Annotated in this window: 20 protein-coding genes; 7 read left to right on the top strand and 13 right to left on the bottom strand. The window is 68.6% G+C overall.

What is annotated here, in order from left to right:
• Nucleotide 1: 1 nt before the first annotated feature.
• The 4 genes from ACFQ2S_RS03155 to ACFQ2S_RS03140 are packed head-to-tail and all read right to left on the bottom strand — an operon-like array spanning nt 2 to nt 4,246.
• Nucleotides 2–961 (bottom strand): glycosyltransferase family 2 protein, encoded by a 960-nt coding sequence (locus tag ACFQ2S_RS03155; RefSeq protein ID WP_386072638.1) that lies wholly within the window; start codon nt 959–961, stop codon nt 2–4.
• Nucleotides 958–1,791, bottom strand: coding sequence for a sulfotransferase family protein (locus ACFQ2S_RS03150; protein ID WP_386072636.1), 834 nt, complete (start codon nt 1,789–1,791; stop codon nt 958–960). The genes ACFQ2S_RS03155 and ACFQ2S_RS03150 overlap by 4 nt, the downstream gene beginning before the upstream one ends.
• A gap of 4 nt (nt 1,792–1,795) precedes the next feature.
• Nucleotides 1,796–2,773 (bottom strand): glycosyltransferase family 2 protein, encoded by a 978-nt coding sequence (locus ACFQ2S_RS03145; protein WP_386072635.1) that lies wholly within the window; start codon nt 2,771–2,773, stop codon nt 1,796–1,798.
• Nucleotides 2,774–4,246 carry a hypothetical protein gene (locus ACFQ2S_RS03140; protein WP_386072633.1) on the bottom strand — a complete coding sequence of 491 codons (1,473 nt, stop codon included), beginning with the start codon at nt 4,244–4,246 and terminating at the stop codon, nt 2,774–2,776.
• A 139-nt stretch (nt 4,247–4,385) separates the two neighbouring features.
• Between ACFQ2S_RS03140 and ACFQ2S_RS03135 the strand changes: the two genes are divergently transcribed.
• Nucleotides 4,386–4,901: a UDP-N-acetylglucosamine--LPS N-acetylglucosamine transferase gene (locus ACFQ2S_RS03135; protein WP_386072631.1), complete on the top strand. Its 516-nt coding sequence runs from the start codon at nt 4,386–4,388 to the stop codon at nt 4,899–4,901.
• On the top strand, nt 4,898–5,395 hold the full coding sequence (locus ACFQ2S_RS03130; RefSeq protein ID WP_386072630.1) for a glycosyltransferase: 498 nt from the start codon (nt 4,898–4,900) through the stop codon (nt 5,393–5,395). The genes ACFQ2S_RS03135 and ACFQ2S_RS03130 overlap by 4 nt, the downstream gene beginning before the upstream one ends.
• Here ACFQ2S_RS03130 and ACFQ2S_RS03125 read toward each other — a convergent pair.
• Nucleotides 5,392–6,342, bottom strand: a complete 951-nt coding sequence (locus ACFQ2S_RS03125) for a glycosyltransferase (protein WP_386072629.1) — start codon at nt 6,340–6,342, stop codon at nt 5,392–5,394. The genes ACFQ2S_RS03130 and ACFQ2S_RS03125 overlap by 4 nt on opposite strands.
• Before the next feature lie 167 nt (nt 6,343–6,509).
• Between ACFQ2S_RS03125 and ACFQ2S_RS03120 the strand changes: the two genes are divergently transcribed.
• The gene (locus ACFQ2S_RS03120) at nt 6,510–9,479 is read left to right on the top strand and encodes a sialate O-acetylesterase (protein WP_386072628.1); all 2,970 of its coding nucleotides are present in this window, start codon (nt 6,510–6,512) and stop codon (nt 9,477–9,479) included.
• Nucleotides 9,480–9,643: 164 nt separating this feature from the next.
• Nucleotides 9,644–11,527, top strand: coding sequence for a PKD domain-containing protein (locus ACFQ2S_RS03115; protein WP_386072627.1), 1,884 nt, complete (start codon nt 9,644–9,646; stop codon nt 11,525–11,527).
• 4 nt (nt 11,528–11,531) lie between these two features.
• Here ACFQ2S_RS03115 and ACFQ2S_RS03110 read toward each other — a convergent pair whose 3' ends face one another.
• The 4 genes from ACFQ2S_RS03110 to ACFQ2S_RS03095 are packed head-to-tail and all read right to left on the bottom strand — an operon-like array spanning nt 11,532 to nt 15,984.
• A complete protein-coding gene (locus tag ACFQ2S_RS03110; protein ID WP_386072626.1) occupies nt 11,532–12,548 on the bottom strand; it encodes a hypothetical protein in 1,017 nt (338 codons plus the stop codon).
• Nucleotides 12,549–12,579: 31 nt separating this feature from the next.
• Nucleotides 12,580–13,500 (bottom strand): CpsD/CapB family tyrosine-protein kinase, encoded by a 921-nt coding sequence (locus ACFQ2S_RS03105; protein WP_386072624.1) that lies wholly within the window; start codon nt 13,498–13,500, stop codon nt 12,580–12,582.
• Nucleotides 13,501–13,532: 32 nt separating this feature from the next.
• A complete protein-coding gene (locus tag ACFQ2S_RS03100; RefSeq protein ID WP_386072622.1) occupies nt 13,533–15,134 on the bottom strand; it encodes a GumC family protein in 1,602 nt (533 codons plus the stop codon).
• Nucleotide 15,135: 1 nt separating this feature from the next.
• Nucleotides 15,136–15,984, bottom strand: coding sequence for an ExeA family protein (locus ACFQ2S_RS03095; RefSeq protein WP_089232902.1), 849 nt, complete (start codon nt 15,982–15,984; stop codon nt 15,136–15,138).
• A gap of 314 nt (nt 15,985–16,298) precedes the next feature.
• Between ACFQ2S_RS03095 and ACFQ2S_RS03090 the strand changes: the two genes are divergently transcribed.
• Genes ACFQ2S_RS03090 through ACFQ2S_RS03080 form a run of 3 tightly spaced genes read left to right on the top strand, consistent with a single transcriptional unit; the run spans nt 16,299 to nt 21,119 of the window.
• Nucleotides 16,299–16,988, top strand: coding sequence for a sugar transferase (locus ACFQ2S_RS03090; RefSeq protein ID WP_386072620.1), 690 nt, complete (start codon nt 16,299–16,301; stop codon nt 16,986–16,988).
• A gap of 43 nt (nt 16,989–17,031) precedes the next feature.
• The gene (locus ACFQ2S_RS03085) at nt 17,032–19,515 is read left to right on the top strand and encodes a tetratricopeptide repeat protein (protein WP_386072618.1); all 2,484 of its coding nucleotides are present in this window, start codon (nt 17,032–17,034) and stop codon (nt 19,513–19,515) included.
• Nucleotides 19,512–21,119: a hypothetical protein gene (locus ACFQ2S_RS03080; RefSeq protein ID WP_386072617.1), complete on the top strand. Its 1,608-nt coding sequence runs from the start codon at nt 19,512–19,514 to the stop codon at nt 21,117–21,119. Before ACFQ2S_RS03085 ends, ACFQ2S_RS03080 begins: the two co-directional genes overlap by 4 nt.
• Nucleotides 21,120–21,138: 19 nt before the next feature.
• Here ACFQ2S_RS03080 and ACFQ2S_RS03075 read toward each other — a convergent pair whose 3' ends face one another.
• The 4 genes from ACFQ2S_RS03075 to ACFQ2S_RS03060 all read right to left on the bottom strand — a co-directional run bounded on the left by ACFQ2S_RS03075 (nt 21,139) and on the right by ACFQ2S_RS03060 (nt 25,928).
• Nucleotides 21,139–22,080, bottom strand: coding sequence for a sulfotransferase family protein (locus ACFQ2S_RS03075; RefSeq protein WP_386072615.1), 942 nt, complete (start codon nt 22,078–22,080; stop codon nt 21,139–21,141).
• The gene (gene xrtD, locus ACFQ2S_RS03070; protein ID WP_386072613.1) at nt 22,077–23,696 is read right to left on the bottom strand and encodes a VPLPA-CTERM-specific exosortase XrtD; all 1,620 of its coding nucleotides are present in this window, start codon (nt 23,694–23,696) and stop codon (nt 22,077–22,079) included. The genes ACFQ2S_RS03075 and xrtD overlap by 4 nt, the downstream gene beginning before the upstream one ends.
• Before the next feature lie 253 nt (nt 23,697–23,949).
• The gene (locus ACFQ2S_RS03065) at nt 23,950–24,339 is read right to left on the bottom strand and encodes a hypothetical protein (protein ID WP_386072611.1); all 390 of its coding nucleotides are present in this window, start codon (nt 24,337–24,339) and stop codon (nt 23,950–23,952) included.
• Nucleotides 24,336–25,928, bottom strand: coding sequence for a GMC oxidoreductase (locus ACFQ2S_RS03060; protein WP_386072609.1), 1,593 nt, complete (start codon nt 25,926–25,928; stop codon nt 24,336–24,338). The genes ACFQ2S_RS03065 and ACFQ2S_RS03060 overlap by 4 nt, the downstream gene beginning before the upstream one ends.
• Nucleotides 25,929–26,071: the final 143 nt, after the last annotated feature.

Here is a 26,071-nt window from a genome sequence, read left to right as displayed (position 1 = left end):
GTCACTTGTATTCCACCAGAGAGCTGCGCCGCCCGCCGAGACGGCGGAGCCGGTAGCCAAGGGCGCCCTGCGCCTCGGCGATCTTGCCGACGGTCAGCAGCGCGGCTTCGGCGAGGCCACGAGACCGCGCGAGTCGCAGGATCTGGAGCGGATAAGCCAGGGCGAGGAGCAGGAACCAGGGCGAGATGGCGAGTGTCAGCACCAGGGTCGCCAGCGGCAGCGCCGCGCCCCAAAGGAGGCAGCGGCGGAGCTGGGGTGCGTAGTGCTGTTCCGGTGGTGCGCCATGGCGTGCCGCGCCCTCGGCATAGGCGTGACCCGCGCGGCGCGCGCGCTGCCAGAACTGCGTGAACCGGGTGATGCCGGCGTCGTGGCGTGTCATCTCCGCGTCGAGCCGCCGGACCTTCCAGCCCGCTGCGCGCAGGCGGATGCAGAGATCGGGTTCCTCGCCGGCGATCAGCGCCGGATCGAACCCGCCGACCTGCCGGAACGCCGCGCTGCGCATCATGGAATCGCCCCCGCAGGCCCGCGCAAGGCCGACCGGCGTGTCCCACTCCCGGTCGATCATACGTGTGTAGACAGACGCATCCGGATGCCGCTCCCGCCGTCGCCCGCAGGCTACGGCAAGCTTCGGCTCGGTGGCGAAGGCGGCGCGGGCGGTGGCGATCCAGCTCGGCACCAACGTGCAATCGCCGTCGATGAACTGGATCAGCTCGGGCAGGCCGATCTCCCCGAGGGCGTCGACGCCGGCGTTGCGGGCACGGGCGGCGGTGAAGGGCAGGGCGGGGTCGAGTTCCACCACCTCGGCTCCCGCAGCCAGCCCAACCGCGACGGAGTCGTCCGTCGAGCCGGAGTCGACATAGACCACCCGCCCGACCTCTCCGTCGAGCGAGGCGAGGCAGGCTTTGAGGTGCGCGCCCTCGTTGCGGCCGATGACCACGGCGGCGACCTCGGGCGCGCTCATGGTGCGGCCTCGAAATCGACCGCCGGATCGCCGGGGAACAGCTCGGCCAGGTGCGCCCGATCCTCGGCGAAGATGCCTTCAAGACGCGCGCGCAGGCGCTCCGGCAGGTCGGGTCGGCCTCGCATCTGCCGGCCCTCGCGGATCCGGGTGCGGACGGCCTTTGGCACGAGGCTCCTGCGCAGCGCCTTTGCCACCGGGTTGTCGACGATCAGGCCGTGCATCGGCAGCCGCCGGACGCGCTCTGCGGAGACGTTCTGCGCCCCAAGCTCGGCGTTCCAGCGCAGGTTCGGCTTCCCGAGGAAATCGCCGACGCGGGAGAGCGTTCCCTGCGGGTCGGCCTGCATCCACTCCAGCCGCAAAAGCAGGATCGAGTCGCGTCCGTAGCGGGACACGAAGGGGGCGAGCTGCATTCCGTAGCGGCTGTAGGCGGCAAGCTCCGGCGTGCTCTCGAAGGCCGCGACCGGATCGTCGGGCAGCAGACCCTGCGACCAGTCGTGGATGTAGTGCGAGATCGCCCGCTCCAGCGGGTCGCGCATCAGGTAGATGAACCGGGGCCGGTCGAGGCGCGCCGCCATGCGGTCGAGGGTGTCGGGATAGGTCGGCAGCTTGGTGTAATGGGTCGAGGCCTCGCCTGTCAGGTCGCCAGGGGCGGCGCCGTCGAAGAGGCCGGAATACCAGGCCTCGCCGCGGGCAAAGATCGCGTCGTCGGAAAAGTAGTTCGGTTCCTTCGGCGTTGTCATGAAGATGCCGGGCTGCGCGGCGAGCTGCGCCTGCAGGGTCGAGGTCCCGCATTTCATCGCGCCGATGATCAGGAAGTCGGGGGCCGCCATTGGATCACTCGCCCGGTGCATGCCGTGGCCCGAGCGGGCGGGTGGCGTTGATCCAGATGTCGCGCGCCTCGGCCTCGGCGGCGCGATGCCGCGGCTTGCCGAAGAGGACGCGCCCCTGCGCCAGCAGCCGCCCCAGCAGCCAGGCGAGATTGGCGGAGATCATCCCGGTCCAGCCGCCGGTCTGGTAGAGGAACCGCGTGCGCGAGGCGTAAAAATAGGCTGGTAGGCGTTTCTTTTGCGAGATCAGCGTCTTGACCGGTCCGCTGCCACCTCGATGATGGACGCAGCGCGCCTCCGGGACGTGCACCAGCGCCCAGCCGGCCCGCCGGGCGCGGTGGCAATACTCGGCATCCTCGAAATAGAGGAAATAGCCCTCGTCCATCGGGCCGATCGCCTCGAACATGGCGCGGCGCAGCAGGATGCAGGCAAAGCTCGCCCACTGGATTTCCGCCGGCGCGGGGGCGGGGCCGATGGCGACCTCGTGGGATTTCAGGAGGGCCGTGACCGGTCCGGAGCCCGCGCCGCGGATCAACTCGCTCGCCGCGCCGGGGAAGCGGAAGCTGGAGGTCTGCACCGTGCCGTCCTCGCCCACCAGCCGCGGGGCGAAGAGGCCGGCCTCGGGGTGGGCTTCGGCGGCGGCGAGCAGGGCGGCGAGACAGCCCGGGCGCAGCTCGGCGTCGGAATTGAGCACGAGGGTGAATTCGCTCTCGCAGGCCGCCATGCCAAGGTTGTGGCCGCCCGAAAAGCCGGTGTTTTCGGTCGATCGGACGAGTTCGACCGGCGCGTCCGGATTCGCCGCGATCCAGTCGGCGATCGCTTCGGCCGATCCGTCGCCGGAGGCATTGTCGACGATGATGATGCGGCCGTCCGTCGCCGGGCGGTCCGCGTCGCCTGCGAGATCGGCGAGGACGGAGCGGAGGCAGGCCAGGGTCAGCTCGGCGGTGCGATAGTTGATGATGGAAATCGTGACGTAGGCGCGCATTCAGGTCTTTCGCTGCGGTTGCCAGGCCGAGGTCGTCTTTCGCACCGGCGTATAGGGTGAGTGTGGCGCCGCGGGTGTCCCAGGTGCCGGCTGCACGGCAGCGGCGGGTTGCAGTTCCATCCGCCCGGCAAGGGCGCCCGCGAGCATCCAGGTGAGCGGCGTGATCCCGGCATTGGGAAGCAGGTCGATCAGGTTGGCGGTGAGCGCCAGGGCAAGCGCGATGGCCAGCCCCTGCGCCTTGGGGTCGTCGAGGTGCCGTCGCCGGAACGCCAATTGCAATACCGGCAGGCACAAGAGCCCGAACATGGCGAGGTAGCGGGCCCAACCGCCCTGAGAGAGCGTGATGATCCAGAAGCCGTCGCTGGTGGTACGGTCGATCCCGCGCTCGTCATAAACCCGCCAGCGCCCCCATTCCCCCCAGCCGAAGAGCGGCTTCTCGGAGACCCGCTCGAGCAGCATGTTCTCGTTCCGCAGCCGGCCATTGAAGGACTTGGCCCTGTCGGCGTCGATCTGTTCGGTAACGGCAGCGATCTGGTCCACCGCCACCAGACCCGATCCGCGCAGCATCGGGTAGCCAAGCACCGCGAGCGTGATCGCCGCGACAAAGACAAGCTGCACGCGACGGCCAAAGAACAGCGCGATCGGGGCGAAAAGGATCGACAGGACCAGCGCGCCGAGCGACTTGGAGACGGCCTGCGTGGCAAAGATCCACGCCGCGGCGGCCAGAAGCCGGACCTTCTGGCCGCCCACGCTGATCCGGGCATAGCCAAGCGTGGCTACCAGCGCGCTGGTGAAGAAGATCGCAAGCCAAAGGCCGTGCTGCAGGAACACCACCGGCCGGTAGCCGTCGCCCCGGATGTGCTGCAGCCAGGAATGCGGGAAGAAGCCGTAGACCATGCGGTTGAGTTGCGGCGACATGCGCACTTCGAACAGCGCCAGCAGCGTGTAGGCGAGCGCGGCGAAGACGAGCACGCGGATCATGCGCTCCTGGTCCTCGGTCGCGGCGATGTATTTCCGGGCGAGCAGGAAGGGCAGGATCGTGCCGAAGCTGCCGAGGATCATCGCCATCGCGTCCTTGAGGGTCATTCCCGGCAGGGACCGGTCGGCAAGGCGGAGCGGTTCGCTGTTGGTGAGCGTCGTGCCGAGCGCGCCCATGACCAGCAGAAGCAGGCAGAGCCGGAGGGCGATGCTTGCGGGAAGCCAGCCCGGAAGGTGCGTGGGCGGCGTGACCCGTGCCAATGCGGGCGTCGGGCGCGGAGCCATGAGCACCAGCAGGAGGCCGGCAACGGCGGAAGCCAGGCGTTTTTCGTAGGGCGGCAGCAGTGGCAGGTTCACCGAGATCGCGGGCGGCACAAGGAGATAGCCGCCGATCATTGCCAGCGACAGCCCGGTGGCCAGCGGCAGCCTGCGAAACGCGAGCACGCAGAACACGGGCCAGGCCCAGAGCACGACAAGGGCGAAGGTGTTGGGCATGGCCCCCCTCTGAAGGATCCGCGGGCAACATAGACCCGGCCCGAGCGATTGAGAACCCGCCAGCGCCCCCTTTCCTCGGCCCGGGCGCGAGCCTAGAACGGGGCCGAAGGCGGCCTCTGCGGTCGGCAGGGATCGAGCGATGGACGACACCACGAAACGGCGCAAGAGCGCCCATGCGAAGCGGCCGCCCCGCGTGCTGGCGGTCGCCTCTTCCGGCGGGCACTGGGCCGAGCTGTTGCGGCTCACGCCGGCCTGGGAGGGCTGCGAACTGGTCTATGCAACCACCGACCCTGCGCTGGAGGCGGATATGGCCGGGCACGGTGCCGCGCGCTTCGTGGCCATTCCCGACGCGAGCCGCTGGAGCCGCTGGCGACTCGTGCGGCTGGTGGCGCACCTTGCCTGGCAGATGGTGCGCTTGCGGCCTGACGTGATCGTCTCCACCGGGGCCGCGCCGGGCTACGTCGCGCTCAGGCTCGGGCGGCTTGTCGGAGCGCGGGGGATCTGGGTCGACAGCGTGGCCAACGCGGGTGCGCTTTCGATGTCGGGGCGGATGGCCGGTCCGCATTGCGATCTCTGGCTGACCCAATGGCCGCATCTCGGCCGCGAGGCGACGGGTGCTTCGGAAGGGCCTGAGTATTCGGGGAGCGTGCTGTGATCTTCGTGACGGTGGGCTCGCAGTTGCCCTTTGACCGGCTGGTGGGGGCGATGGACCGCTGGGTGGCGGCGCATCCCGACACCGAGGTCTTCGGCCAGATCCTGACCGACGGGCAGTCGGGCTTCCGTCCCCAACACTTCCGGACCGTGCGGAGCCTTGCACCGGCGGAATTTGCCAGCCGCTGTGCTGCCGCGCGCTGCATCGTCAGCCATGCCGGCACGGGCGTGATGATCGCCGCGATGACACATCGGGTGCCGCTCGTGGTGCTGCCGCGCCGGTCCGGAACCGGCGAGGTGCGCAACGATCACCAGCTCGACACCGTGGCGCATCTGGGCGGCCGGCCGGGGATCTTCGTGGCGATGACGACCGCAGACCTGCCCGACGCCCTTGAGGCAGCACTGGCCGAGGGTGCGCCGAGCCCTGAGATGAAGCCGGAAGCCGACCCGGATCTGATCGCGCGAATCAGGGCGGAGATTTTCCGCGGCCGCCGCTAGGGCGTGCCGGGGCCTTGCAGGCCGGCCTGCCGGGCTTCGACCTCCTCCAGCGCCCGCCGCTTGCCGACCGTGAGCGCCCGGCGTTGATAGCGGCGGATGAAGGCGATGAGCGCGGCGTCCTTCTGGCGGGGCTTGCCCGCGAGCCAGGATTCGCCATAGCCCCAGAGCATCGCGAGGCCGCCGATCACATAGGGCGGGCGGGTCATGCGATAGAGCGCGGTCGCGGTGAAATAGAGCGGATCGGTGCCCATGAAATACTGGGCGTATCCCGCCCGCCGCCGGCCACTGACGATGCCGCGCTGGCTCGACCCCATCGGGCGAAGGTGCTCGATCCGGATTTCCGGGTCGTCCCAACTGCGCGCCGTCCAGCCGAGCTGCCGCGCCTTGTGGCAGTCGATCGAGTCCCAGTTCACCTCGCGGACGAACCCGCCGATCTCCCGGAAACAGGAGGTGCGGTAAAACTTGGTCATGCCGACCGAGGCCTCGTCGCCGCATTTCTCGCTGATCCAGGCGCCGGAGGCGGTGCGGTACCAGGGCTTGCCGGAGCAGGTGCCGAGGCGCGGGTCGGCTTCCAGCCGGTCCATCAGCGTGGCGAAATAGGCGGGCGGCAGATCGAGGTCGAGGTCGAGCTTGCACAGGTAGTCGAACCCGTCGAGCGGCGGCGCGGCAGCGAGCCCGGCCTCGAAGGCCTCGATCACCCCGGGCCCGACGGCACGGTGGCCGCGGTCGGGTTTGGGAACGACCCGGATCCACTCATGCCTCGCCGCGTAATCCGCGAGAATCGCGGGTGTTTCGTCTGTCGAGCCGTCGTCGACCACGATCCAGAGCTCCGGCCGCTCGGTCTGGGCGACCACGGCGTCGAGTGTCCGGCGCAGGTAGGCCGCCTCGTTCCGGCAGGGCGAGACGAGCAGGTAGCGGCGGGAGGCGGGCGGGGCGGTGTCTGGCATCGGGCGTGGCGTCGGAATTGGCGGGTTTGCCCGTGGCTTCTACGCCAGCGGAGCCCGCATTGCCATGGCGTGCCGAGGGGGGCAGCGAACGGTGGGATCGGGCGGCGTTAACTCTCTCTTCACATAGTCTGCCGCAACCGGCCGCCAGACATATCGGAGCAAACCTCATGCAGACCGTCCGCTCGCTCGTCCAACCCTTCTCGCGCAAGATCTCGAGCGGGAGCACTCCCACGAGCACGCCGAGCGCCACGCTCTCCATCATCACCCACCAGCCGCAATCCATCGCGCCGGCGGGGGTGTTTTTCGAGGCCGAGGTCACGGGCATCGGAGGCGAGGCTCCCAACCACGAGCTGCGCTTCAAGTGGTGTTTCGGCGAGGTGGCCGACAACCCGCTCGACCTGCCGCGCAACGCGGCGATCTGGGGCAACACGCTGTCAGAGGCCTATGGTCCGACCGCGAGCCATGTCTTCGCCCGGCCCGGCACCTTCACCGTGACCTGCGAAGTGACCGACGGCAGCCGCACGCTGACCGGGACGACCGAGATCGCCATTGCCGATCCGGACGAGATCTATACCGGCAGCGCGACCTGGGTGGTGGCGGCGGATGGCGATTTCACCGGTGCGCCGGCGGGGGCGGTGCAATACACCGACCTGGGCGCGGCGCTTACGGCCTACCGGACAAAGAGCGCGCCGACCCGGCTGTTGCTCAAGCGTGGCGAGAGCTATCCGATCACGGCGCAGTACGAGGTCCGCTCCTGGGGCGCGCGCGACAACTACACCGTCGGCACCTGGGGCAGCGGGGCCAACCCGGTGATCGACAGCAGCGGCTCGGCCTACGACACCTTCGTGCGAGGCAATTGCTCGGACATCCAGTTCATCGACATCGATTTCCTGGGCGCCTTCGACCCGACCACCGAGACCGGCACCTCTCAGGAGATCTTCCTGCTGACCTATGACGGGAACCTGACCTTTCAGGGCTGCAATTTCCGCAACTTCGGGATCGCGATCAACTTCCAGCACACGACCGGCGCGCTTTCCATGCTGGGCTGTTCGATGCAGGGCTGGCAGGGCTACGGCATCCTCGCCCAGAACTCGCAATACGTCGGCCTGACCGGCTGCCGGATCGAGCAGGACCCGGCCGGGCTCGGCGGTGGTCCGAAGGACGGCAGCGGCCATTGCGTGCACGGACCGCTCCGCTTCGGCAGCCCTTCGGCGGACGGGTTCAACGTGGTCGACCAGTGCCAGTTCTTCTCGCGGAACGGCTGGAGCTATGCCGGCGGGCGGATCGCGCACCAGGCCTGCATCCGCTGGAACGTCTCGGGCATCGAGGGCGCGCGGATCAACGTGCAGCGCATCGTGGCCGAGGGTGGCTGGACGGTCATCGACAGCTTCGGCAACACCTCCACGTCTCCGGAAGTCCCGGGCGAGGTGATCTTCGAGAAATCCCTGCTGATCGGCACAGCAAACAGTCACGGCGCCTTCCGGCTCGGCCATTCCGGCTTCACAGCCCGCAACAACGTGATGATCTTCCCGAACGTGCCGGCAGAGACCAATTTCGGCCCATCGGCGGCGTTCAAATGGGACGTGGACAGCTCTACCGCAGAGAACGATGCCGGTGCCTTCCGGATCTACAGCAACACCGTGATCGACCTGCGCGATGACGCCAACACCCTTGGCGCGACGGTCGCGGTGGAGACGCCTCCGGCGGCCTTCACCGGGGTCGAGGCGGCCAACAACCTGGTGTTCCACCCCAATGTGACCGGCGGCGACACCGGCGCGGCCCCGCTTGACGACACGGTGCTGTTCCAGGCGCTTTATCCGGGACTCCACGATTTCGAGAACACGCCGCTCGATGCCGCCTATGCCAGCCCGGCGGACTTCATCGCGCTTTACCAACCGCTGTTCGGCAGCGCTGCCGACGGGGCCGCGGGCGGGCTGGTGGCGCTCGACGATTTCTTTGGCGCCCTGCGTGGAGCGAGCGCGGCAACCGGGGCCACGCAGCCGCGCCCGTCGCCTTTCACCGCTGCGCAGGCGGCACTCGACGACCAGAGCCATGTCACGGTGACAGGAACGGCCGAGGCCGGTGCGGTCGCGCTCGGCTCGCTGGAGACTGTCACGGCCGCGGGCCTCACGCTGGAGGGAACCTACTGGGCCCATTCCGTCCTGCGGGAAGAGCTTCCCGGCTCCTCCTACCGGGCGCGGCTGCTGTCGCCCACGATGATGCCCTCGGCGCGCAACCGCGGCCTGCACCAGGTCTGGCCCTTCGAGGCGGCATCCAACATGCAGGCGCAGTTCCTCGCGGGGTCCGCATGGTCGGGCGAGCATCTGGAGCATTTCGACGTCGTGAAGATGGACGATGTCCTGGCGCTGCCCTGGGACATTTACGTGCTCGCGGGCCAGTCGAACATGGCCGCCGGGGCTACGACCTCGCTCGGGCTCGATGCGGCGCAGGACGGTTGGAGCGATCCGAGGCTGCTCCAGTGGCCGGGCTCTTCGCAGGAGTCGAGCTATGGCACGGTCATCGACACCGTCCATGCCGCCTATGCGCCGCTGCAGATGTCCTCGCTGACACGCGGTCTTTCTCCGGGCCTCGCTTTCGGCCAGTCGATCGTCGGCCGGAAGCCGGAGCGCTGTGTCGTGCTGGTCTGCGCGGCCTGGCCCGCGACAACGCTGGAGGGGGCAGGCGGCGCCTGGAACCCGGCGGGTACCGATCCTTACGCCTACGCCTATGCCGTCGCGCGGACCAACGCCTGCCGTGCGGCGGCGCCCGCGGGCAGTGCGGTGCGGGCGGTGCTCTGGGGGCAGGGCGAGGCCGATGTGACGGCCGACATGTCCTCTTATCCCACCACTTTCGCGGCGATGCGAACGGCCTTTGGGGCGGCGACCGGAGCCTCCGGGGCGCCGTGGATCATCCTCGGCCCGCTGCCGGACGGCACCAACACGCACCAGGCGGAGTTCCTGCGGGTGCAGGCGGCGATGGACATGGACTCCGGCGGGCCGGAGGCGCAGCCCGACTGCATCTACGTCGCGCGCGATGCCGGCCATGTGGAGGTCGACGGCACCCATTCGGATGCCGAGGGGCAGCGGATTGCCGGCCGCCGCGCCGCGGAGCAGGCGATCCTGCGGCTGGGGTTCTGACGCGGGCGCGTGCGCGCCATCACCGTTCACCCGGGGCGCTTTGCGGGGCGGCGCTTCTCCTGTCGCCCCGTTCGCATTGCGGGTGGAAATGCCGCGCCGCATCGGTCACCTTCCGATCATGGCCGCACGCTGCCAGCAGCGATGCCCGACCGACAGGAGACGATGTGCGCAGGTTCCGATTTCTCTCCATGCCGATCCGAGGGCTGCGCTCACTGACGCCGCTCATTCTGCTTGCCGGACTGCTGATACAGGCAGGCGAGGTTCAGGCCGCGCCCTCGGTGACCATCCGCGCCGAAGCGCCGAACGGGATCGCCCCGCATGGTGTGTTCTTCCGCGCTGCCGTCGAAGACTGGGGCGAACGTCCGGCGCACGAGCTGCGCTATCGCTGGGAGTTTGGCGAGAACCGCGCGGCGCGGGTCGCGCTGCCGCGGGTCGCGGCCATCTGGGGGACGTCGCTCGGCGATGCCTTCGGGCCGACGGCCATGCACGTCTTTGCGACGCCCGGCAGCTACACCGTGACCTGCGAAGTGACGGACGGCACGACAACCATCACGGCCACCGCGACCGTGGTGGTGGAGGACCCGGAGCGCGCTTTTGGCCCCGCGGGCACCATCGTCGTCGCGCAGGACGGCGATTTCACCGGCGCGCCGCCGGGCGCACGTCACACCCGCCTCGATACCGCGCTCCACGCCTATGCCAGGCTTGGCGTGGCGCGGGGGCGGTTGCTGCTCAAGCGGGGCGAGACCTACGCGCTGCGCGACGCCATCGATATCCGCGACGACAAGGCCCGCAAGAACTTCTACATCGGGGCCTGGGGGCAGGGCGCGCGTCCCCTGCTCGACACCTCCGCGAATCCGCGACCGGCGATGCACCGGGGGCCGAAAGCGATGTTCCCCGTGCAGATCTGGGGGCTGGAGATCCGCGGCGGCTGGGATCCGGTGACCGAGACCGGCCGACCCAGCCCGGGGCTCCTGATGACGCAATCCGGCCAGTGGACGGTGTACGACATGCATTTCACCGGCCTCTCGATCGCTGTACACATGTCGAGCAAGGAACCGGGGTCGATGGCGCTCTCCGATTGCGTGATCGAGCGCTGGCAGGGATACGGCCTGCTGGCCAAGCAATCGACCTTCGTCGGTATCACCGGCTGCCGGATCGAGCAGGATCCGATGGCGCTCGGCGGCGGTCCGAAGGGGGGCAGGCACAACGATCATGGGCCGGTCCGCTTCAGCGCGCCGCTGCTGTCGGGCTATCACGTGCTGGACAAGGTGCAGCTCTTTTCGCGCAACGGCTGGTCCACCGCGGGCGGCCGGCAGGCGCACCAGGCGCTGATCCGGTGGAACGTCACCGGCACCCGCGGCCCGCGCCTCAACGCCCAGCGGATCGTGGGCGAGGGCGGCTGGTCCTTTGTCGACCTGCACGGCAACACCTCGACGGCCAAGGACCGGTTAGGCGAGGTGATCCTGGAGAAATCGCTCTTCATCGGCACCGCAAATACCCAGGGCGGCGTTTTTGTCGGTCATTCCGGGGTGAGCCTGCGCAATTCAGTGTTCGTCTTTCCGGATGTTCCGAAGGAGACCAACCGGGGCCCGTCGGCGGTGGTTCGGTGGGCGGTCGATACGCGATTCACCGATGCCGAGAACAACGCCGGGCCGATCCGGGTTTACAACAACACCGTGGTCGATTTGCGCAGCGACGCCAACAGCGACAGCCCGAGCCGGATGGAGGAGGCGAGCCGGCGCGACTTCACCGATGTCGTGGTCGCCAACAACGTCGTTCTGACCCCCAATGTCGGCGGCGGGACGACGGCCGATGCGCCGCTCGACGCCACGCCGCTGTTTGAAGCTTATTATCCCGGGCTGGTCGATACGCAGACCTGGCCGCTCGACCCCGCCTTCGCGAGTCCGGAGGGTTTCATCGCACTCTACAGGCCGCAGTCCGGCAGCGCGGCGATCGGGGATGCGGGGCAGGGGCCGGTGGCGCTCGACGATCTGACCGGTGCGCTCCGGGGGCAATCCCCGAGCCGGGGCGCGCTGGAGCCGGAATAGGGCGCTAGCAGCCAGACTCGGCGGCGGCGATGGCGGCGTGCAGTCGGGTCATCTCGGAGGCGAGCGCCGGCGGATACATCCCCATCCGTTGGGCAAGTGTCTCGAAGCGCCAACGCCAGTCCAGCCGCTTCAGCGCCTCGAGGTGATTGCGGCGGGCGGTCTCCGGGGTCCATGCCGCCGCTGCCTCGGCAAGCCGCGCCACGTTCTCAGCCCGGTCGATCCGCGGGAAGTCCAGCAAGGCGCCGGGCCAGTCGACCAGCTCGAGGTCGCCCTGCGGCTGGCTTCCCGCCACCACCGCGCCGCAGGCCAGCGCATCGGTCCAGCGCGCGGTGATGTATTCGACGCTCGGGTGCACGTAGGGCGCGGGCGCGGCGAGATTGGAATGCGCGATCACGAACTTCGCGTCGGAATAGGCGGACATGATCTGCGCCTGCTGAGCCTCCGGCGTTTCGCCGAAGGGCGGCCGGCCGGCAAAGCGCAACCCGGCGGCGGCGCAGGCCGCGGCGCTCGCGACGTCGTTGTCCCAGTCGGGTGGCTGGCGTCCGACCCGTAGCACATCGACCGGGCGCTCGGCATTGGCGGAGCCCAGGTCCAGCACGTCGCTGCCCCAGCCGAGCCAGAGCGCCCGTTTGCCGAACTCCCTTTCGTAGAAGTCCCGGTCGCCTCCGCGGGTGAAGCAGATCACGTCATATGCGTCGAGCTTGTCGGTGGGGGGCAGGCGGTCGACCCAGAAACTGTCGATCAGCCAGAGCACGCGCAGGCGATAGGAGGCGAGCCGGTGGCGCGGGGTCAGCAGCGAGAGGGTCTCGGCCGGGGTTCGCGCGATGAAGATCGCGATGTCGCCGTCACCGTGCCGGGGCGGCATCAACAACGGCAACAGGTTGCGGCCGGCCACGGAATACCGGGCCACACTCGGCTGGTGAAGCCGCGCGCCCATGCATCGCGCCATCAGCCCGATCATGTGCAGCACCGGAGACCAGCCGACGACCGGCGTCATGTTGGCGATCAGCTGGATGGCCATCGCGTCCGCTTCCTTGTCCGCAGAGGGGCGTTCAGTAGTAGTAGTCTGAATTGTACCCGTAAGTGGACGAAGAGAAACGGTTTTTGTTCAGCACCACGCCGAGCACCGTCGTCAGGTCGTTCAACTGGCGCAGGCTGACGTCGATCTGGTCGATCGTGGTTTGCTCGGCGGCGGCCAGAAGCAGCACGCAATCGACCCGTTGCAGGAAGCCATAATTGTCGTCGGTCGAGAGCATCGGCGGCAGGTCGAAAAGCACGACATCGGGGGCGAATTCCGCCTCGATCCGGGCCAGCGCGGACACCGTGCGCTCGCTCTGGAGCAGTTCCGACGGGGCTGTGGCGGGTTCCACATTCATCCCGATGGCGACGTTTTCGCTCAACTTCAGCGCGTGCTCGGCGAAGCTGACGGAGCCGCGCAGCACGTCGGCCATACCGTGTTCGACGTTTTGCCCGAGCATCTTGGCAAGCCGCGGCCGGCGCAGGTCGAAATCGAGCAGCAGCGCGGTCACATCCGGCTGGCGGCTGAAGGCGAAGGCGAGGTTGGCCGCGACCGTGGTCTTGCCGCATTCGGGAGTGGGCGAGACGATCCCGACCCGGCGCCAGCCGTTCTGCTTGAGCTGATGCAGCATCCGGGTGCGGAGCAGGTCGAAGGGCACCGCTTCCTTGCCACCACGCAACGCCAGCAGGCGGTTGCGCTTGAGTTCCTTGGCCTCTCGGTCGAACGGGCGCAGCGACTGCCAGACCTGCGGACGGCCCCGCCCGACGGTCGGGGCGGGATCGGTCGGCGGCGAGACAGGGAACGGCACCTGCGGTGCGGCTGCCGGGCCCAGAAGCGGGTCCTGGGCCGCGCCTGCGGGCAGGGGCGGCGGCGACAGCGGGCGGGAGGGCTGGCCCGCCAGCGCCTTCTCGCGTTCGGCGCGGGCCTTCTCGATGGCAGCGTGCAATCTGTCCATGGGTCGCCTCTTCTCTCCGTCGCCGTCCGGGCCTACCAGCGTACGCCCAGGCGGTTCATCGTGTCTTCGGCGACCAGATCCAGCGGCATGTAGAATTCATGCACGGCATAGATCAACGCCGGTCCCCCGACCAGAATCGCGAGGATCAGCGCCAGCTTCAAGCCCCGGTCGATCATCTGCTGCCGGCTGGAGCGCACGTAGGGGATGGTAGCGATCGGCATGACCTCGAAATGGGCCACTATGTCGTCGGCGCGCCGCACCGAGCGGTTCAGGAATTCCAGCAGGAAGACGAGGCCGAGCCCCGCGAGGATGCCGGTCGCGATGCCGGCCCCTGCGAGCTTGATGCGGTTCGGGCGGGTCGGTGCGCTCGGCACGGCGGGCGGCTCGATCACGGTGATCCGCTGGCCGCGAGACAGCAGCTCGATCCGCTCCCCGGTAGAGGCGCTGCTCAGCCGGTCCGAGGCGGCGTTGTATTGTTTCTGGGTGTTCATGTAGTCGCGTTCCAGCGCCTCGAGCTGCAGAGCGTTGGCCGGCGTGCGCGCGATGGAGCCGCGCAGTTCCTCGACCCGCCGCAGCGTCTCGTCGCGCTGGCTGGCAAGCGTGGCGACGCGCATCCCGATCCCTTCGAGCTGCAGGTTCAGCATGGGATTGTCGGTCTGGGCGAGGTTCGCAATTCCGTTCTCGGCAGTGCCGTCGTCGGCGGTGGCCTCCCCCTCGGGCGCGGTGCCGATGCCGAGTTCCGCCGCGATCGCCTCGCGGAGCTGCTCGATCCGGGCGAGTTGCTGGACGACCCGGGGGTTGGTCTCGGAATAGACGCCGCGCATCTCCTCCAACTCGCGCTCCAGTTGCAGAAGCCGCTGCTGGCGCGGGGTGAGCGTGCCGCCGGCGGCGGTGGCGTTGAGCCCGGAAAGCTGGTTCTGGGTTTCCGCGAGGCGCAGCAGCTGCTCCGCCTGTCCCTGGAAGTTCTCGATGTCGGCATCGATGGTTGTGAGCCGTTCCTCAAGTCGCGACAGCTCGGCCATCCGGTAGTTCAGCGTCTCCGGCAAGGCATCGGCATTGCCGTTCTTGAACTCCAGGATCTCGCGGCTCTTGGCATCGAGATCCTCCCCAAGGCGCTCCACCTGCTGTTCGAAGAACTCCATCGTGGTGACGGCCCGCGCGGTGCGGAACTCGGCGTCTTCCTCGAGAATCAGCGTCAGGTAGGCGTTGAGCACCCCGGCGGCGGCCTGGGGCGAGGGGGCCTCGAAGGAGATGTCCATCAGCGTTGCCGCATCCCGGCCCGAGGTGCTGCGCACCCGGGTCTGCGCCCTCATGGCGCGCACGATCTCGTCGGGATTGAGCAGGGACTGGTTGTGGACGGCGGTGATGTCGTTGGCGATGTCGAGCAGGTTCTCGCGGGTCAGCAGCCGCTGCTGCACGATCTGGAGCTGCTCCAGCGCCGGCGTGGAGACAGTCGATTCGGCGAGGTTGTCAGGGATCTGTTTCGACTCGACGATCAGCCGCAGGTCGCTTTCGTAAGAGGGTGGCAGGGTCAGCGCGACAATGACCGAGGCTGCAGAGATCGTGACAGCGACCAGAAGAAACCAGTGCAAGCGTCGGATGAAACGGGAAAAATAGAACCGGACGTCCGACATCTCAGGCCCTCTTGCGCTCCAGGGTGCCGCCGCCAAAGAAGACGCCGTCCTCGATCACCCGCAACACGACGTCTTCGTCCACCACCTTCAACCCGTCGCTCCAGGCATAAAGCATGCAGAGGTCGCAAAGCTGGTTGATCAGCCGCGGAATGCCGTCCGTCGCCTCGTGGACAAGGCCGGTCGCGGCCTCGGAAATCTCCGCGCCGGTGCCGCCCGCGGTGCGCAGGCGGTGGCCGATGAACTGGGTGGTGGCCTCGGCGTCCAGCCTCTCCAGGTGGAAGCTCGCCGCGACGCGCTGCGCCATCTGCTGCATGTCGGGCGATAGCACGACCTCGCGCAGTTCCGGCTGGCCGACCAGGATGAGCTGGAGCAGCTCGTCCTTGTTGGAATTGATGTTGGTCAGCATCCGGAGTTCCTCGAGCCCCTTCTTGCTGAGGTTCTGCGCCTCGTCGAAGATCAGCACCACGCGCCGGCCGGCGGCGTAATCGGCCACCAGCATGTCCTGCAGGCGGCGGAACATCTGCACATAGGTCTCGTTCCGGTCGATCTCCATGCCGAGGGCATTCATCGACCATTGCAGCAGCTCGCCCCGGTCGCCCTGGGCGTTCGAGACCATGCCGACCCGCAGCTCGCCGGTCAGCCGTCCCATCAGCGCATGCAGGAGCGTTGTCTTGCCGGCGCCCACGTCGCCCGTGATCAGTGTGATGGGGGCTCGCGAGAGGACGCCGAATTCCAGCACGGCAAAGGCGCGGCGATGTTGCGCTGACCAGAACAGGAACTCCGGATCGGGCACCAGCGTGAAGGGGCGCCGCGCGAGCCCGAAGAAGCCTGCATACATGTCCTGCGACATTGTCGACGTGCCTCCATCGCGTCGCGTCTTGCTTGCGCGACCTGGTGCTGCCCGGCGCTGAGATCACACAGGGCGGTAATATCTGCGTACTTCGATTCGACCGCCGACACAAAACGGATGATCCATGGTCCCGGCGCCGGAACCTCGCACAATCCCTGCGCTGGCACCAGTGTTAACGCCTATCTCGGTATCGTGGCGGTACCCTGCCCGGCAGAAGCTTAATACTCTTGCGAAATTGACTGGTTCATCGCGTTTCAACTGTCTATGGTCCCAACAAGAAGAGGGATACTCTCCATGAGAGCAGGTATTTTGTGATGTCATTTGTTTCGCGCAGGTTTATCGATCAGGTTCCCGCAGACAGCCTGTCCGTTCTGACCTCATCGCGGTGGCACCACAGATTCTACAGGCGCTACGGAAAGCGGTCTGTCGATCTGGCTCTGGTCCTTCTGAGCGCCCCCCTTGTCCTGTCCCTTGTCGGGCTTCTGGCAATCCTCGTCCGCGTATTCTCCCACGGACCTGCTTTCTACTGGCAGGAGCGGGTGGCGCGCGACGGTTCGGCCTTCCGCATGCTCAAGCTGCGCACGATGGTCGTGGATGCCGATGCGATTCTCGAGGCCCATCTCGCGGCCAACCCTGCGGCCCGGCTGCAGTGGGACCGGTCCCAGAAGCTGATCGACGACCCTCGGGTGACCCGTATCGGCCGTATCCTGCGCCGCTGCTCGCTCGACGAGCTGCCGCAGCTCTGGAACGTGCTGCGCGGGGACATGGCGCTGGTCGGCCCGCGCCCGATGATGGTGGAGCAGGCGCCGATCTATCCCGGCACCGCCTATTTCCGCATGCGGCCCGGCATCACCGGGCCTTGGCAGGTCGCCGACCGCCACGGCAGCACCTTTGCCGACCGTGCCGGCTACGACGCCAGCTACGAACTTTCGCTCGGCCTGAAGAACGATCTGCGGTTGCTGATGCGGACCGTTGGTGTGGTGTTGCGCGGCACGGGTGTATAACCTGCCGCGCGATGCGCAGGGCTCGAAAACACCGGGGGATTTCGTGAAACATCGCTTGACGACCGCAGCCATTCTCGCGGCCACCCTGCTTCTATCCGCCTGTGACAGCGCCGAGGAACGGGCAGAGGCGCATTACGAGGCCGGGATTGCCTTTCTCGAAGAGGGGGACGACCAGCGTGCCTCGCTGGAATTCCGCAATGCGCTGCAACTCGTGCCCGATCACCGCGGCGCCGGAATCGCCTTTGCCGAATTGCTGGCCGACCAGGACCGGTTCGACCGCGCGGCGAGCTATTACCTGCGCATGGTGGAATACGATCCCGACTTCGCCGAGGGGCGGATCCGGCTGGCGGAACTGGCGCTCGACTCGGGCGACATCGCGACCGCGCGGCGCAGCGTGGACAAGGCGATCGAACTGGGAGCCGCCTCGCCCAGGACCGAGGCCGTTTCGGCCTCGCTGGCCTATCGGGATGCCCTCCAATCCTCCGACCGGGTCGGTCGCGACGCCGCCGCTGGCAAGGCGCGCCGGCTGGTGGAGGAGAACCCCGGGCTGGTCCATGCCCGCCGCATCGCGGTGTTCGACGCCGTGCAGCGCGAGGCCTGGAACGAGGTGATCGCGCTTGCCGATGCCGGCATCGCCAATGCGCCCGAGAAGTACGAGTTCTACGACATCCGCCTGCGCGCGCTCGAACAGGTCGGACGCAACCCGGAGGTCACGGCGCTTCTGGAGGACATGGTTGCGCGCTTCCCCGAGGAGGAGGCGCTGCCCCAGATGCTGGCACAATGGTACGTTCTGGAGGGCGATATCGCCTCGGCCGAGGCGCTGCTGCGTGTCGAGGCCGCGGAGGCGCCCGAGGACCTGGAAACCCAGCGAACCCTCGTGGCGTTCCTGCGCGAACACCAGGGCGCCGCCGCCGCCGAGGCGGAGCTGGAGCGGCTGGCCGGGCAGGGGGACGCGAACAACCTGTCTTACCGGGCGATGCTGGCCACGCTGAAGTACCAGACCGAGCGTCAGGCCGACGCGATTGCCGACATGCGGGCGCTGCTCGACGAGGCCGCCGCCCTGCCGAAGGAAGAGCAGAAGCCGCAGGAAGTCGCCAGCATCCGGGTGGATCTGGCGCGGATGCTGCTGGAGCAGGGCGAGTCGGATGCCGCCCGGGAGCTCGTCGAGGCGGCGCTGCGCGACGACCCCACCCGGACCGAGGCGCTCAAGATGCGGGCGACCTGGTTCATCGACGAGGACCGCGTCGAGGACGCGATCGTCGACCTGCGGACCGCGCTGCGCGAAAGCCCGCAGGACCCGGCGATCATGACCCTGATGGCCGCCGCCCACGAACGGGCCGGCGAGACCGACCTCAAGCGCGAGATGCTTGCCAAGGCGGTGGAGCTCTCCGGCAGCGCCCCGGCCGAGACCCTGCGCTATGCCGGGATGCTGATCGCCGACGGGCGCTACAACCCGGCCGAGGAAGTGCTGATGGATGCGCTGCGGCTGCACCGGGAGAACGTGGCGCTCTATTCCGAGCTGGGCCGGCTGATGGTGCTGCGCGACGATTGGGGCCGGGCCGAGCAGGTCGCGACCAAGCTGGAGGAACTCGCCGCCGTTGGGCAGGACCCGACCGCCGCACCGGCGATGAACACGCTCCGCGCGCAGATCCTCTCGGCGCAGGATCGCGAGGAGGATCTCTTTGCCTTCCTCGACGGTCTGTCCCGCGCCGAGGATGCCGGCATCGCAGCCGACATCGCGATCATCCGCGGGCTGGTCGATCAGGGCGACCTCGAAGGCGCGCGGGCGCGGTTGACGGAAGCGCAAGAGAAGGCCCCGGATCTTCCCATTCTGCGGCTGCTCGACGTGGCCGTTACCTCCGCCGAGGGCGATCACGCCGCCGCCGCCGCGGCGCTCGACGCGATGCTCGCCGAGGCCCCGCAATCGGAGACGCTCTGGCTCGCCCGGATGCGGCTGGAACTGCTGCAGGGCGACCGGGAAGCCGCTGCCGAGGTGCTCGACCGCGGGCTCGAAGCGGTGCCGGAGGGGGCGAACCTGCTGTTCACCAAGGCCGGACGGCTCGAGGCCGAGGGCGATATCGACGGCGCAATCGCGATCTACGAGACGCTCTATGCCCGCAACAGCAACGCCGCCTTCGTCGCCAACAACCTTGCCAGCCTGCTGTCGATCTATCGCGACGACCAGGCGACTTTGGAACGCGCCTATCGCATCAGCCGCCGCCTTCAGGACGCCGAGGCGCCGCCGCTGCGCGACACCTACGGGTGGATCGCGGCCCGACTCGGCCGCTACGAGGAGGCCGAACGCCACCTTGCCTATGCCGCCGAGGGAATGCCCCGGCACCCGGTGGTCCAGTTCCATTACGCCTACGTGCTGGCCCGGATCGGCCGCGATTCCGAGGCGCTGGAGCGCTTCCGGGCCGTCGAGGCGCTGGACATTAGCATGCTGTCCGAGGCCGACCGCGAGACGCTCGCCTCCGAGATCGCGCGGATCGAGGCCGGGGAGCCGCTCGCGCCCAGCCCGCAATGAGCCAGCCCGGGGCGGGAGGCACCGCCGCGACCCGGCCGGGCGACGGCCTGATCCTTGCGGTCGGGCTTTTGCTGGCGCTCGGCACGCTCTATCGGCTCTGCCCCGTGCTCGCCGGCCCCCCGGCGCTCACCGCGTTCTTCATGACCGAGGACGGCTACCTGATGCTGACCGTGGCGCGGAACATCGCGCTCGGGCTGGGGATGAGCGTGGCCGAGGGCACGATCCCGACCAACGGGGTGCAGCCGCTTCAGACCTTCCTGTCGGCGATCCCGTTCCGGCTGACAGGGGGCGACAAGGTCGCCGCGCTGACAGGCATCCACCTGCTGCATGCTGCAATCGCTTTCGCAGGGGCCTTCGCCAGCCGCGCGTTCGCCGCCCGCCTTCTGGCCCCGCGCGATGCGGCGCCGGTCTGGCCCTGGGCCGTGGCGCTGCTGTGGTTCCTCGGTCCGCTGCTGGTGCGGCATTCGATGAACGGGCTGGAGACCGGGCTCGTCACCCTGATGGTGCTGCTCACTCTGCTCCTGTTCCTCCGGGTGCTGGAGCGCGGCGCCTCGGCTGGCGCGGCGGCGCGGCTGGGGCTCGGGGCGCTCTGCGGCCTCACCTTCCTAGCCCGGAACGACACGGCCTTCCTGATCGTCCCGCTCTACCTCGCATGGGCTGCCGACGGCCTGTTCCGCCAGCCCACCGGCCTGAAGGTCACCGCGCGCCGCATCCTGCCCGCCGGCCTGATGACGCTGGCCGTCGCCGCGCCCTGGCTCCTCAACAACCTTGTCCGCTTCGGGGCGCTGGTGCCGATCAGCGGCACCGCGCAGCGTCTCTCTGCCGAGTTCGGCCAGAACGCCGGTCTGCTGCCCGCAAAGCTTTTCGAGCACGCCTTCCCGATGCTCCCGGTGCCCTTGTCGTTGGAAGCCACCGCGCTGACCCTGCCGCTCTTCGCAATCGCGATGGCCGCGGTTCTGGCTGCCTTCCTCTGGCGGATGTTGCGCCACATGACCCCGCCCGCCCGTATCGCCGCGCTGGTCTGCCTCGCCTATGGCGCGGCGCTCTGCGTCTATTACGGGCTCTGGTTCGGTGCGCCGCATTTCCTGAGCCGCTACCTCGCGCCGCTTGCCCCGCTGCTCATCGCCGCATCGCTGGCCGCCGCTCTCGAGCTTGGCCGCGTTCTGCGCCGCCCGGCGCGTCCGGGACAGCTGCTCGCCGGGGGCGGGCTGGGGCTCTGCGTCATGCTTCTGGGGCTCGCGTTCTTGCCGCGCCCGCCCGGCGAGGGGCACCAGCAGGTGGTTGACTGGGTCGCGGAGAACGTGCCGGAGCAGGCCTGGGTCGGCGCGGTGCAGACCGGCACGCTGGGCTATTGGCACGACCGCACGATCAACCTCGACGGCAAGGTGAACCCCGCCGCGCTGGAGGCCCGCAAGCGCGAGGGCCATGTGCTGAACTACGTCGTGGAGAGCGAGATCGACTTTATCGTCGACTGGCAGGGCGTCGGCGGCTGGGTGGACCGGCCTGAAGCCGCGGGCGGCTTTGCCGAGGCCTTCGAGCTGGTGCTGCGGGACCGGGAGGCGAACCTCTCGGTGATGCGCCGCAGGGAGCCGCGCCTGCCGTAACAGGCCGACAGCTCAGCGCCTATTTCAGCCGCGCGATCTTCTTGCGGTCGATACGGGCCTGCGCGCCTCGCGCCAACGGAGCCAGGTGCAGCCGCGTACCGGCGGCCAACAGCAGCGGGTCGATCACGCCGTAGCGGCCGATCCGGTGGCCCCAGACCCCGCGCTTGTTCTGCAGCCAGAGCCCGAGCCGTCGGCCCGGCCCTGGCGTGATCGCGGGGGCGCCGCTGGCGGCATAGCCCCGCGCCTCCATCAGCCGCCCCAGACGCGGCTCGAGCAGGCCGAGTTCGCGTTGGTCCTGGTGCTGCCGCCATTGCTCCGCCAGGTCCGGGGCGGGCGGGTTATAGGTGGAATGTTCGGCATAGGTCAAAAGGCCGGTGTCATAGTCCAGTCCGAGGAAGTCCATCACCCGGCTAAGCTCCGCCTCCGGCTGGTGTACCAGCGACTCGTAGCGCAGCGTGTGGACCTGCCCCAAGGCAAGTCGCTGCCGGCTCGCCTCCCAGGCGGCCTCGGTCTTCAGCCAGGTCTCGGCGCCGTAATAGCTGTTGCCGGCCCAGCCCATGCCAACGGCGGAGCGCGCCACGTCGCGGGGATCGCGCAGCAGGTGCAGCACCGGCATCCGCGGCCGCAGGTCGAGCAGCCGGTCCAGCCCGCGATGGGCGACGAGCACCAGCGTGCTGTCCTCGCCGGCGCTTTCGGCCAGATCGGCGAACATGTCGGCAAAGGCGGCCTCGGCCTCGTCGGTATCGGGCAGGTTTGCGGGAGAGGCGCGAAAGATCCGGTCGGCGGCGAGCGCCTCGAGGTCATAGCGCCAGCCGCTCGGCGTGCCGGGGGCAGGGCGCAGGTGATCGGTCAGGAAATCCGTTTCGCCCGGGCAGATCAGGCGGGGATGGCCGTCGAGCATCAGCCGCAGCATCGTGGTGCCCGACCGCAGCGCCCCGTAGAGCAGGCAGAGCTGGGTCATCGCGGCGCGCCTGCATCCCCCGGCAGGTAGATCGGCAACAGGGGCAGCAGCTCTTGCGTGACCGAGCGCAGCCGCGCCTCGGCCGTCGCTTCGCTCTCTCCCGGCACCACCGGCGTCGTCAGCCGCACCAGCGCGCCGTCGGTGCGGCCCGTCTGCACGCCATCGACCACGAGCCAGGCCTTGGCCGCGAAATCCCAGGCGACCTTCCGGCCGCGCTGCTCGAACCAGTAATAGACGACCTGCCGCACCATGCCCTTCTGGATCACCGCGCGGTTGATGTTGAACCTGCCGTCCCAGCCGAGTTCAGGTGCGATGTCGACCCGCTCCAGGCTGGCGATCTCCCAGCCCGATCCAGGCAGGCAGATCTCGGGCGAATGCACGCCGCCCTTGGACTGGTCAGCATACCAGGCGGAGAAGAAGTTTACCGCCGCCGGGCTGTCCGCGCCGTAAAGGTTCACCGAGTGGTAATCGTCGGCCGCCAGCCTGCGCGCCACCGGTGCGTCGAGCGCGATCGACGGCCCGGATTGCCAGGCGCCGAGCTCGGTCGGGAACAGGGCGAAGGGCGTCCGCTCGATCTCGCCCACGCCGCGCTCGGGCAGGGACTTAAAGGTCAGCGCGCCGGCGAGCGGCAGCAGGAAGGCCGCGATCATGGAGGGCGAGGGCATGATCAGCTTCAGCCGGTTGACCTGCGGCCAGATGTTGGCGAGGTCCAGGTCGAGCGCCTCGCGACGCGCGCCCGCGCCTTGGAACGACAGCAGCATCAGCATCCGCGCCAGAAGGAACAGCAGCGCGACCGAAATGACGAAGATCACCCAGCCTTCGAAGAAATGAGAGAAACCCTCGAGGTGGCTCGGCCCCCAGTGCTGCACGATCAGCCCGGCCACCGCGATCCGCACCGAGTTCATCAGCATGGTGATCGGCGCGGCGGCCAGCAGCAGCACCGCCTTGTGCCATTTCGGCCCGGTGTAGAGGATCGCGAAGACGTAGGAGAAGGACAGGATCGGGAACAGGTAGCGCAGCCCGGAGCAAGCCTCGGCGACATGGAGCTGCAGCGTGCCGAGATCGATGATGTTGCCTTCCAGAAAGACGCTGACGCCCAGGAACCGCAGGATGTCGACGCCGATCTCGGAGGAGATCAGCTGCAGGAAGGCCGAGAGCTTGTAATAGAGCACGCCAGGCAGCGGCAGCATGTAGACGAGGTGCAGGACCGAGGGCCAGAACTCCACCCCGCGCCGCCAGCCGAAGCTGATCAGCAGGATCCCGGCGACCCAGAGGATCAGCGAATAGGCGACGATCTCTCCGATCCCGGCCAGCCGGCCCGCCGCGGCGAACAGGACCGCGAAGGCCACCACGACAGCGCCTGGCCAGCGGCCCGGGATCGCGCCGGGGCGGACGGGCACTACCCGCAGGTGGCGAAGGAAGAGCAGGGCCGAGATCACCGGGATCAGCGGCCCGTGGCTGTATTCCGGCGTCTGCCATGCCTCGAAAAGGGTCTCGAGGCCGGGCGCAAAGAACCAGCCCGCCGCCATCACCGCCAACGCAAAGACCACGGTGCCGCCGGTCAGCCAGCCCCCGAGGCCCGTGGGCCGGGAAATCGAAACACTGTCGAAGCTCATGAAGTCTGCCCGGTCTCGAAATGCTGCAGGTTTCCATCTCGATACCATCGCACCGGCGGGTTGGCCACAATCCGGCGCCCGTTTCGGCGGGATCTGTCGCAGCTGTGACCGGCGCCTGGCCGTCCCGGCGCATGCGTGGGGTCGGAAGGTGGGATTTTGGGTATTTGTGCCAAGAAGATGGGCGCGCGCGTCCCTGTTTCTTCTTGGCGAAAATACCCGATCCGACGCGGCGATCCCGCGTCCCCGTCGGAGGTCAGGCGCTGCGCAGGGCCGCGATGATGCATTCACTGCGCGAGACGACCCACCGTCCTTCGATCCTCACGTCTCCGTCCCGGAAGTCGTTTCGGATCTGCTCGGCGATCGCGACGGCGCGCGTTGCGGGGCAGTCGATCTCCATGGCGGAGGCAAGGCCGGGCTTTTCCGCGAGTTGGGCGAGCAGCGACGGCTCGTCCATGCCTGACCGATAGGCGCGCCCGATGGTCCGGGGCGCATGGATTCGCGCGAGCGCGACGTCGAGCCTTTCGAGGCGCGCGGCGGTCGCGGTGCTGCGGCGGGCGCAGTAGCGCAGGCTGCCGAGCGCGCCAGCGACACCGAGGCCGCAAAGCCCGGCGAGGTAAACGAGGAAAGCGCGGCGGGGGCTCATATCGCGTTCAGGGCCTTGAGATGGTCGGCCAGGCGGATGCTCAGCGCGACGATGGTCAGGGTCGGGTTGGCGCGGCCGATCGAGGGCATGACGCTGCCGCTGGCGATGAAGAGGTTTTGGGTGCCATGCACCAGGCAGTCCGGATCGACGACGCCGCTGGTGGGCGAGGCCGCCATGCGGGTGGAGCCGAGGTGATGCCAGGCGGTGTTGGCGTCCCAGTAGGGCTGGTCGAAATGATCTTCCAGTTCGAGCCGGCCGAGGTCGGCCGCTCCCGCCTCGATGCCGATCAGCCGCGCGGCGGCGATGATGCTGTCGCGGTCCGCCGCGCCGGGGGACCAGTGCAGGTGGCTGCGCGGCATGCCGAGCGCATCGAGATCGTCGGTCAACCCGACATAGCTGCCGCGCTCCGGTTGCTGCTCGGCCTCGTAGCGCAGCAGCAGGCGGGTCGCGGTCTCGGAGCGGTCGATCAGGCCGAGCGCGTCGAGCGCCACGGCATCGGCATGGGTGACGGCCTGGCAGTAGGAGTCGGAGAAGGAGAAATCGTAGTCGGACCGGCCCAGCACCCATTTCGCCATGTCCTTGAGGCCGCGCCAGCCGCGATTGGCCTCCCGTTCGCGGGCGCGCGCTGCTGGGTCCGCGAAGGGGATGAGGTAGAACTGCGCGTTGGCCAGCCCGTCGCGGCGCAGCACGTCTTCCGAGATCCGCCAGACGAAACTCCGGGTCACCCCGTCCGGACCGGCGATGTCATCGCGCCAATAGGCTTTCTGCGGCGTCGGACGGTCGAGCCAGAGAAAGGCGGCGCCACCTTCGACGTGGTCCATGAAGCAGCGGCCGAGCAGGCCGCCCGCCTCGCCGAAGGACTGGCCGTTGCGGCGGTTGTTGACCATCATCAGCCGGGTGGTCTCGATGCCGCCGCAGGCCAGTACGAGCTGGCGGGCGGCGAAGCGGCGCGGCATGCCCGTCAGGGTGCGGGTGTCGACGCTCCGCGCCTCGCCGTCGGCGGTGATCTCGATGTCCACCACGTTGGTCCAGAGCCAGAGGTCGATGGTGTCGGAGCGTCGCAGGGCCGCCGCGTATTTCGAGCCGAAGCGGGTGGGGGCGCTCTGCTGCACGACGGCTGTGTGGACTGTTTCGCTTTCGGTCAGCAGGAAATCGTCGGGTCCTGTAGAGATGGAACTCGCCGGATCGTAGTCGAAATCGCCGAGGTCGCAGTAGGTGTGGGCGCGGCGGTAGGCGTCTTCCAGCGCGGTTCGGGGGAAGGGCCAGCCGGACATGCCGTTGAGCGGGCCGCGTTCGAAATCGATAGGATCGAGCGGCAGGCAATGGCCGCCCCAGTGGTTCGAAGTGCCGCCGAGAAAGCGCAGGCGGCTGGTCAGCAGGTCGGTGCGGTCGAGCCCGGTGATGCGACCGTCGTACAGGTCCTGTGTGGCGTCGTCGTACTCCTCGCCGCCGCTCTCCAGAAGGGCGATGCGCAGGCCGGTACCTTCCAGTTCGAGCGCCATCGTGATTCCGGCAGGGCCGGCGCCCACGATGACCAGATCGTAATCGAACGCCTCCGGGAAGGTTCCGTTGCGGCCATCCCGTATCATGGGCGGTGCCGACCTCGCTGCTGCAGAATGGTTGCCGGATCGCTCTCGAAACGCCCGTTTCCTCCCCTTATCGCAGCCAGCTCGGGCGGTCCACCGGACGCGATCGCCGGGCTGCAGATCGGGTCTCGAGAATCTGTCGGGGC

The organism is Tropicimonas aquimaris (assembly GCF_042676185.1).
GTDB classification, from domain to species: Bacteria; Pseudomonadota; Alphaproteobacteria; order Rhodobacterales; family Rhodobacteraceae; genus Tropicimonas; species Tropicimonas aquimaris.
Note: the sequence above shows the minus strand (reverse complement) of the source record. Positions and strands in the feature narration are given on the sequence as shown.

What these genes read in the sequence shown, in the direction of transcription:
- ACFQ2S_RS03155 (WP_386072638.1), bottom strand. Translation starts at nt 961, where the DNA reads ATGAGCGCGCCCGAGGTCGCCGCCGTGGTCATCGGCCGCAACGAGGGC.
- ACFQ2S_RS03080 (WP_386072617.1), top strand. Translation starts at nt 19,512, where the DNA reads ATGAGCCAGCCCGGGGCGGGAGGCACCGCCGCGACCCGGCCGGGCGAC.
- ACFQ2S_RS03065 (WP_386072611.1), bottom strand. Translation starts at nt 24,339, where the DNA reads ATGAGCCCCCGCCGCGCTTTCCTCGTTTACCTCGCCGGGCTTTGCGGC.
- ACFQ2S_RS03140 (WP_386072633.1), bottom strand. Translation starts at nt 4,246, where the DNA reads ATGCCCAACACCTTCGCCCTTGTCGTGCTCTGGGCCTGGCCCGTGTTC.
- ACFQ2S_RS03100 (WP_386072622.1), bottom strand. Translation starts at nt 15,134, where the DNA reads ATGTCGGACGTCCGGTTCTATTTTTCCCGTTTCATCCGACGCTTGCAC.
- ACFQ2S_RS03145 (WP_386072635.1), bottom strand. Translation starts at nt 2,773, where the DNA reads ATGCGCGCCTACGTCACGATTTCCATCATCAACTATCGCACCGCCGAG.
- ACFQ2S_RS03075 (WP_386072615.1), bottom strand. Translation starts at nt 22,080, where the DNA reads ATGACCCAGCTCTGCCTGCTCTACGGGGCGCTGCGGTCGGGCACCACG.
- xrtD (WP_386072613.1), bottom strand. Translation starts at nt 23,696, where the DNA reads ATGAGCTTCGACAGTGTTTCGATTTCCCGGCCCACGGGCCTCGGGGGC.
- ACFQ2S_RS03095 (WP_089232902.1), bottom strand. Translation starts at nt 15,984, where the DNA reads ATGTCGCAGGACATGTATGCAGGCTTCTTCGGGCTCGCGCGGCGCCCC.
- ACFQ2S_RS03090 (WP_386072620.1), top strand. Translation starts at nt 16,299, where the DNA reads ATGTCATTTGTTTCGCGCAGGTTTATCGATCAGGTTCCCGCAGACAGC.
- ACFQ2S_RS03120 (WP_386072628.1), top strand. Translation starts at nt 6,510, where the DNA reads ATGCAGACCGTCCGCTCGCTCGTCCAACCCTTCTCGCGCAAGATCTCG.
- ACFQ2S_RS03135 (WP_386072631.1), top strand. Translation starts at nt 4,386, where the DNA reads ATGGACGACACCACGAAACGGCGCAAGAGCGCCCATGCGAAGCGGCCG.
- ACFQ2S_RS03125 (WP_386072629.1), bottom strand. Translation starts at nt 6,342, where the DNA reads ATGCCAGACACCGCCCCGCCCGCCTCCCGCCGCTACCTGCTCGTCTCG.
- ACFQ2S_RS03150 (WP_386072636.1), bottom strand. Translation starts at nt 1,791, where the DNA reads ATGGCGGCCCCCGACTTCCTGATCATCGGCGCGATGAAATGCGGGACC.
- ACFQ2S_RS03105 (WP_386072624.1), bottom strand. Translation starts at nt 13,500, where the DNA reads ATGGACAGATTGCACGCTGCCATCGAGAAGGCCCGCGCCGAACGCGAG.
- ACFQ2S_RS03110 (WP_386072626.1), bottom strand. Translation starts at nt 12,548, where the DNA reads ATGGCCATCCAGCTGATCGCCAACATGACGCCGGTCGTCGGCTGGTCT.
- ACFQ2S_RS03060 (WP_386072609.1), bottom strand. Translation starts at nt 25,928, where the DNA reads ATGATACGGGATGGCCGCAACGGAACCTTCCCGGAGGCGTTCGATTAC.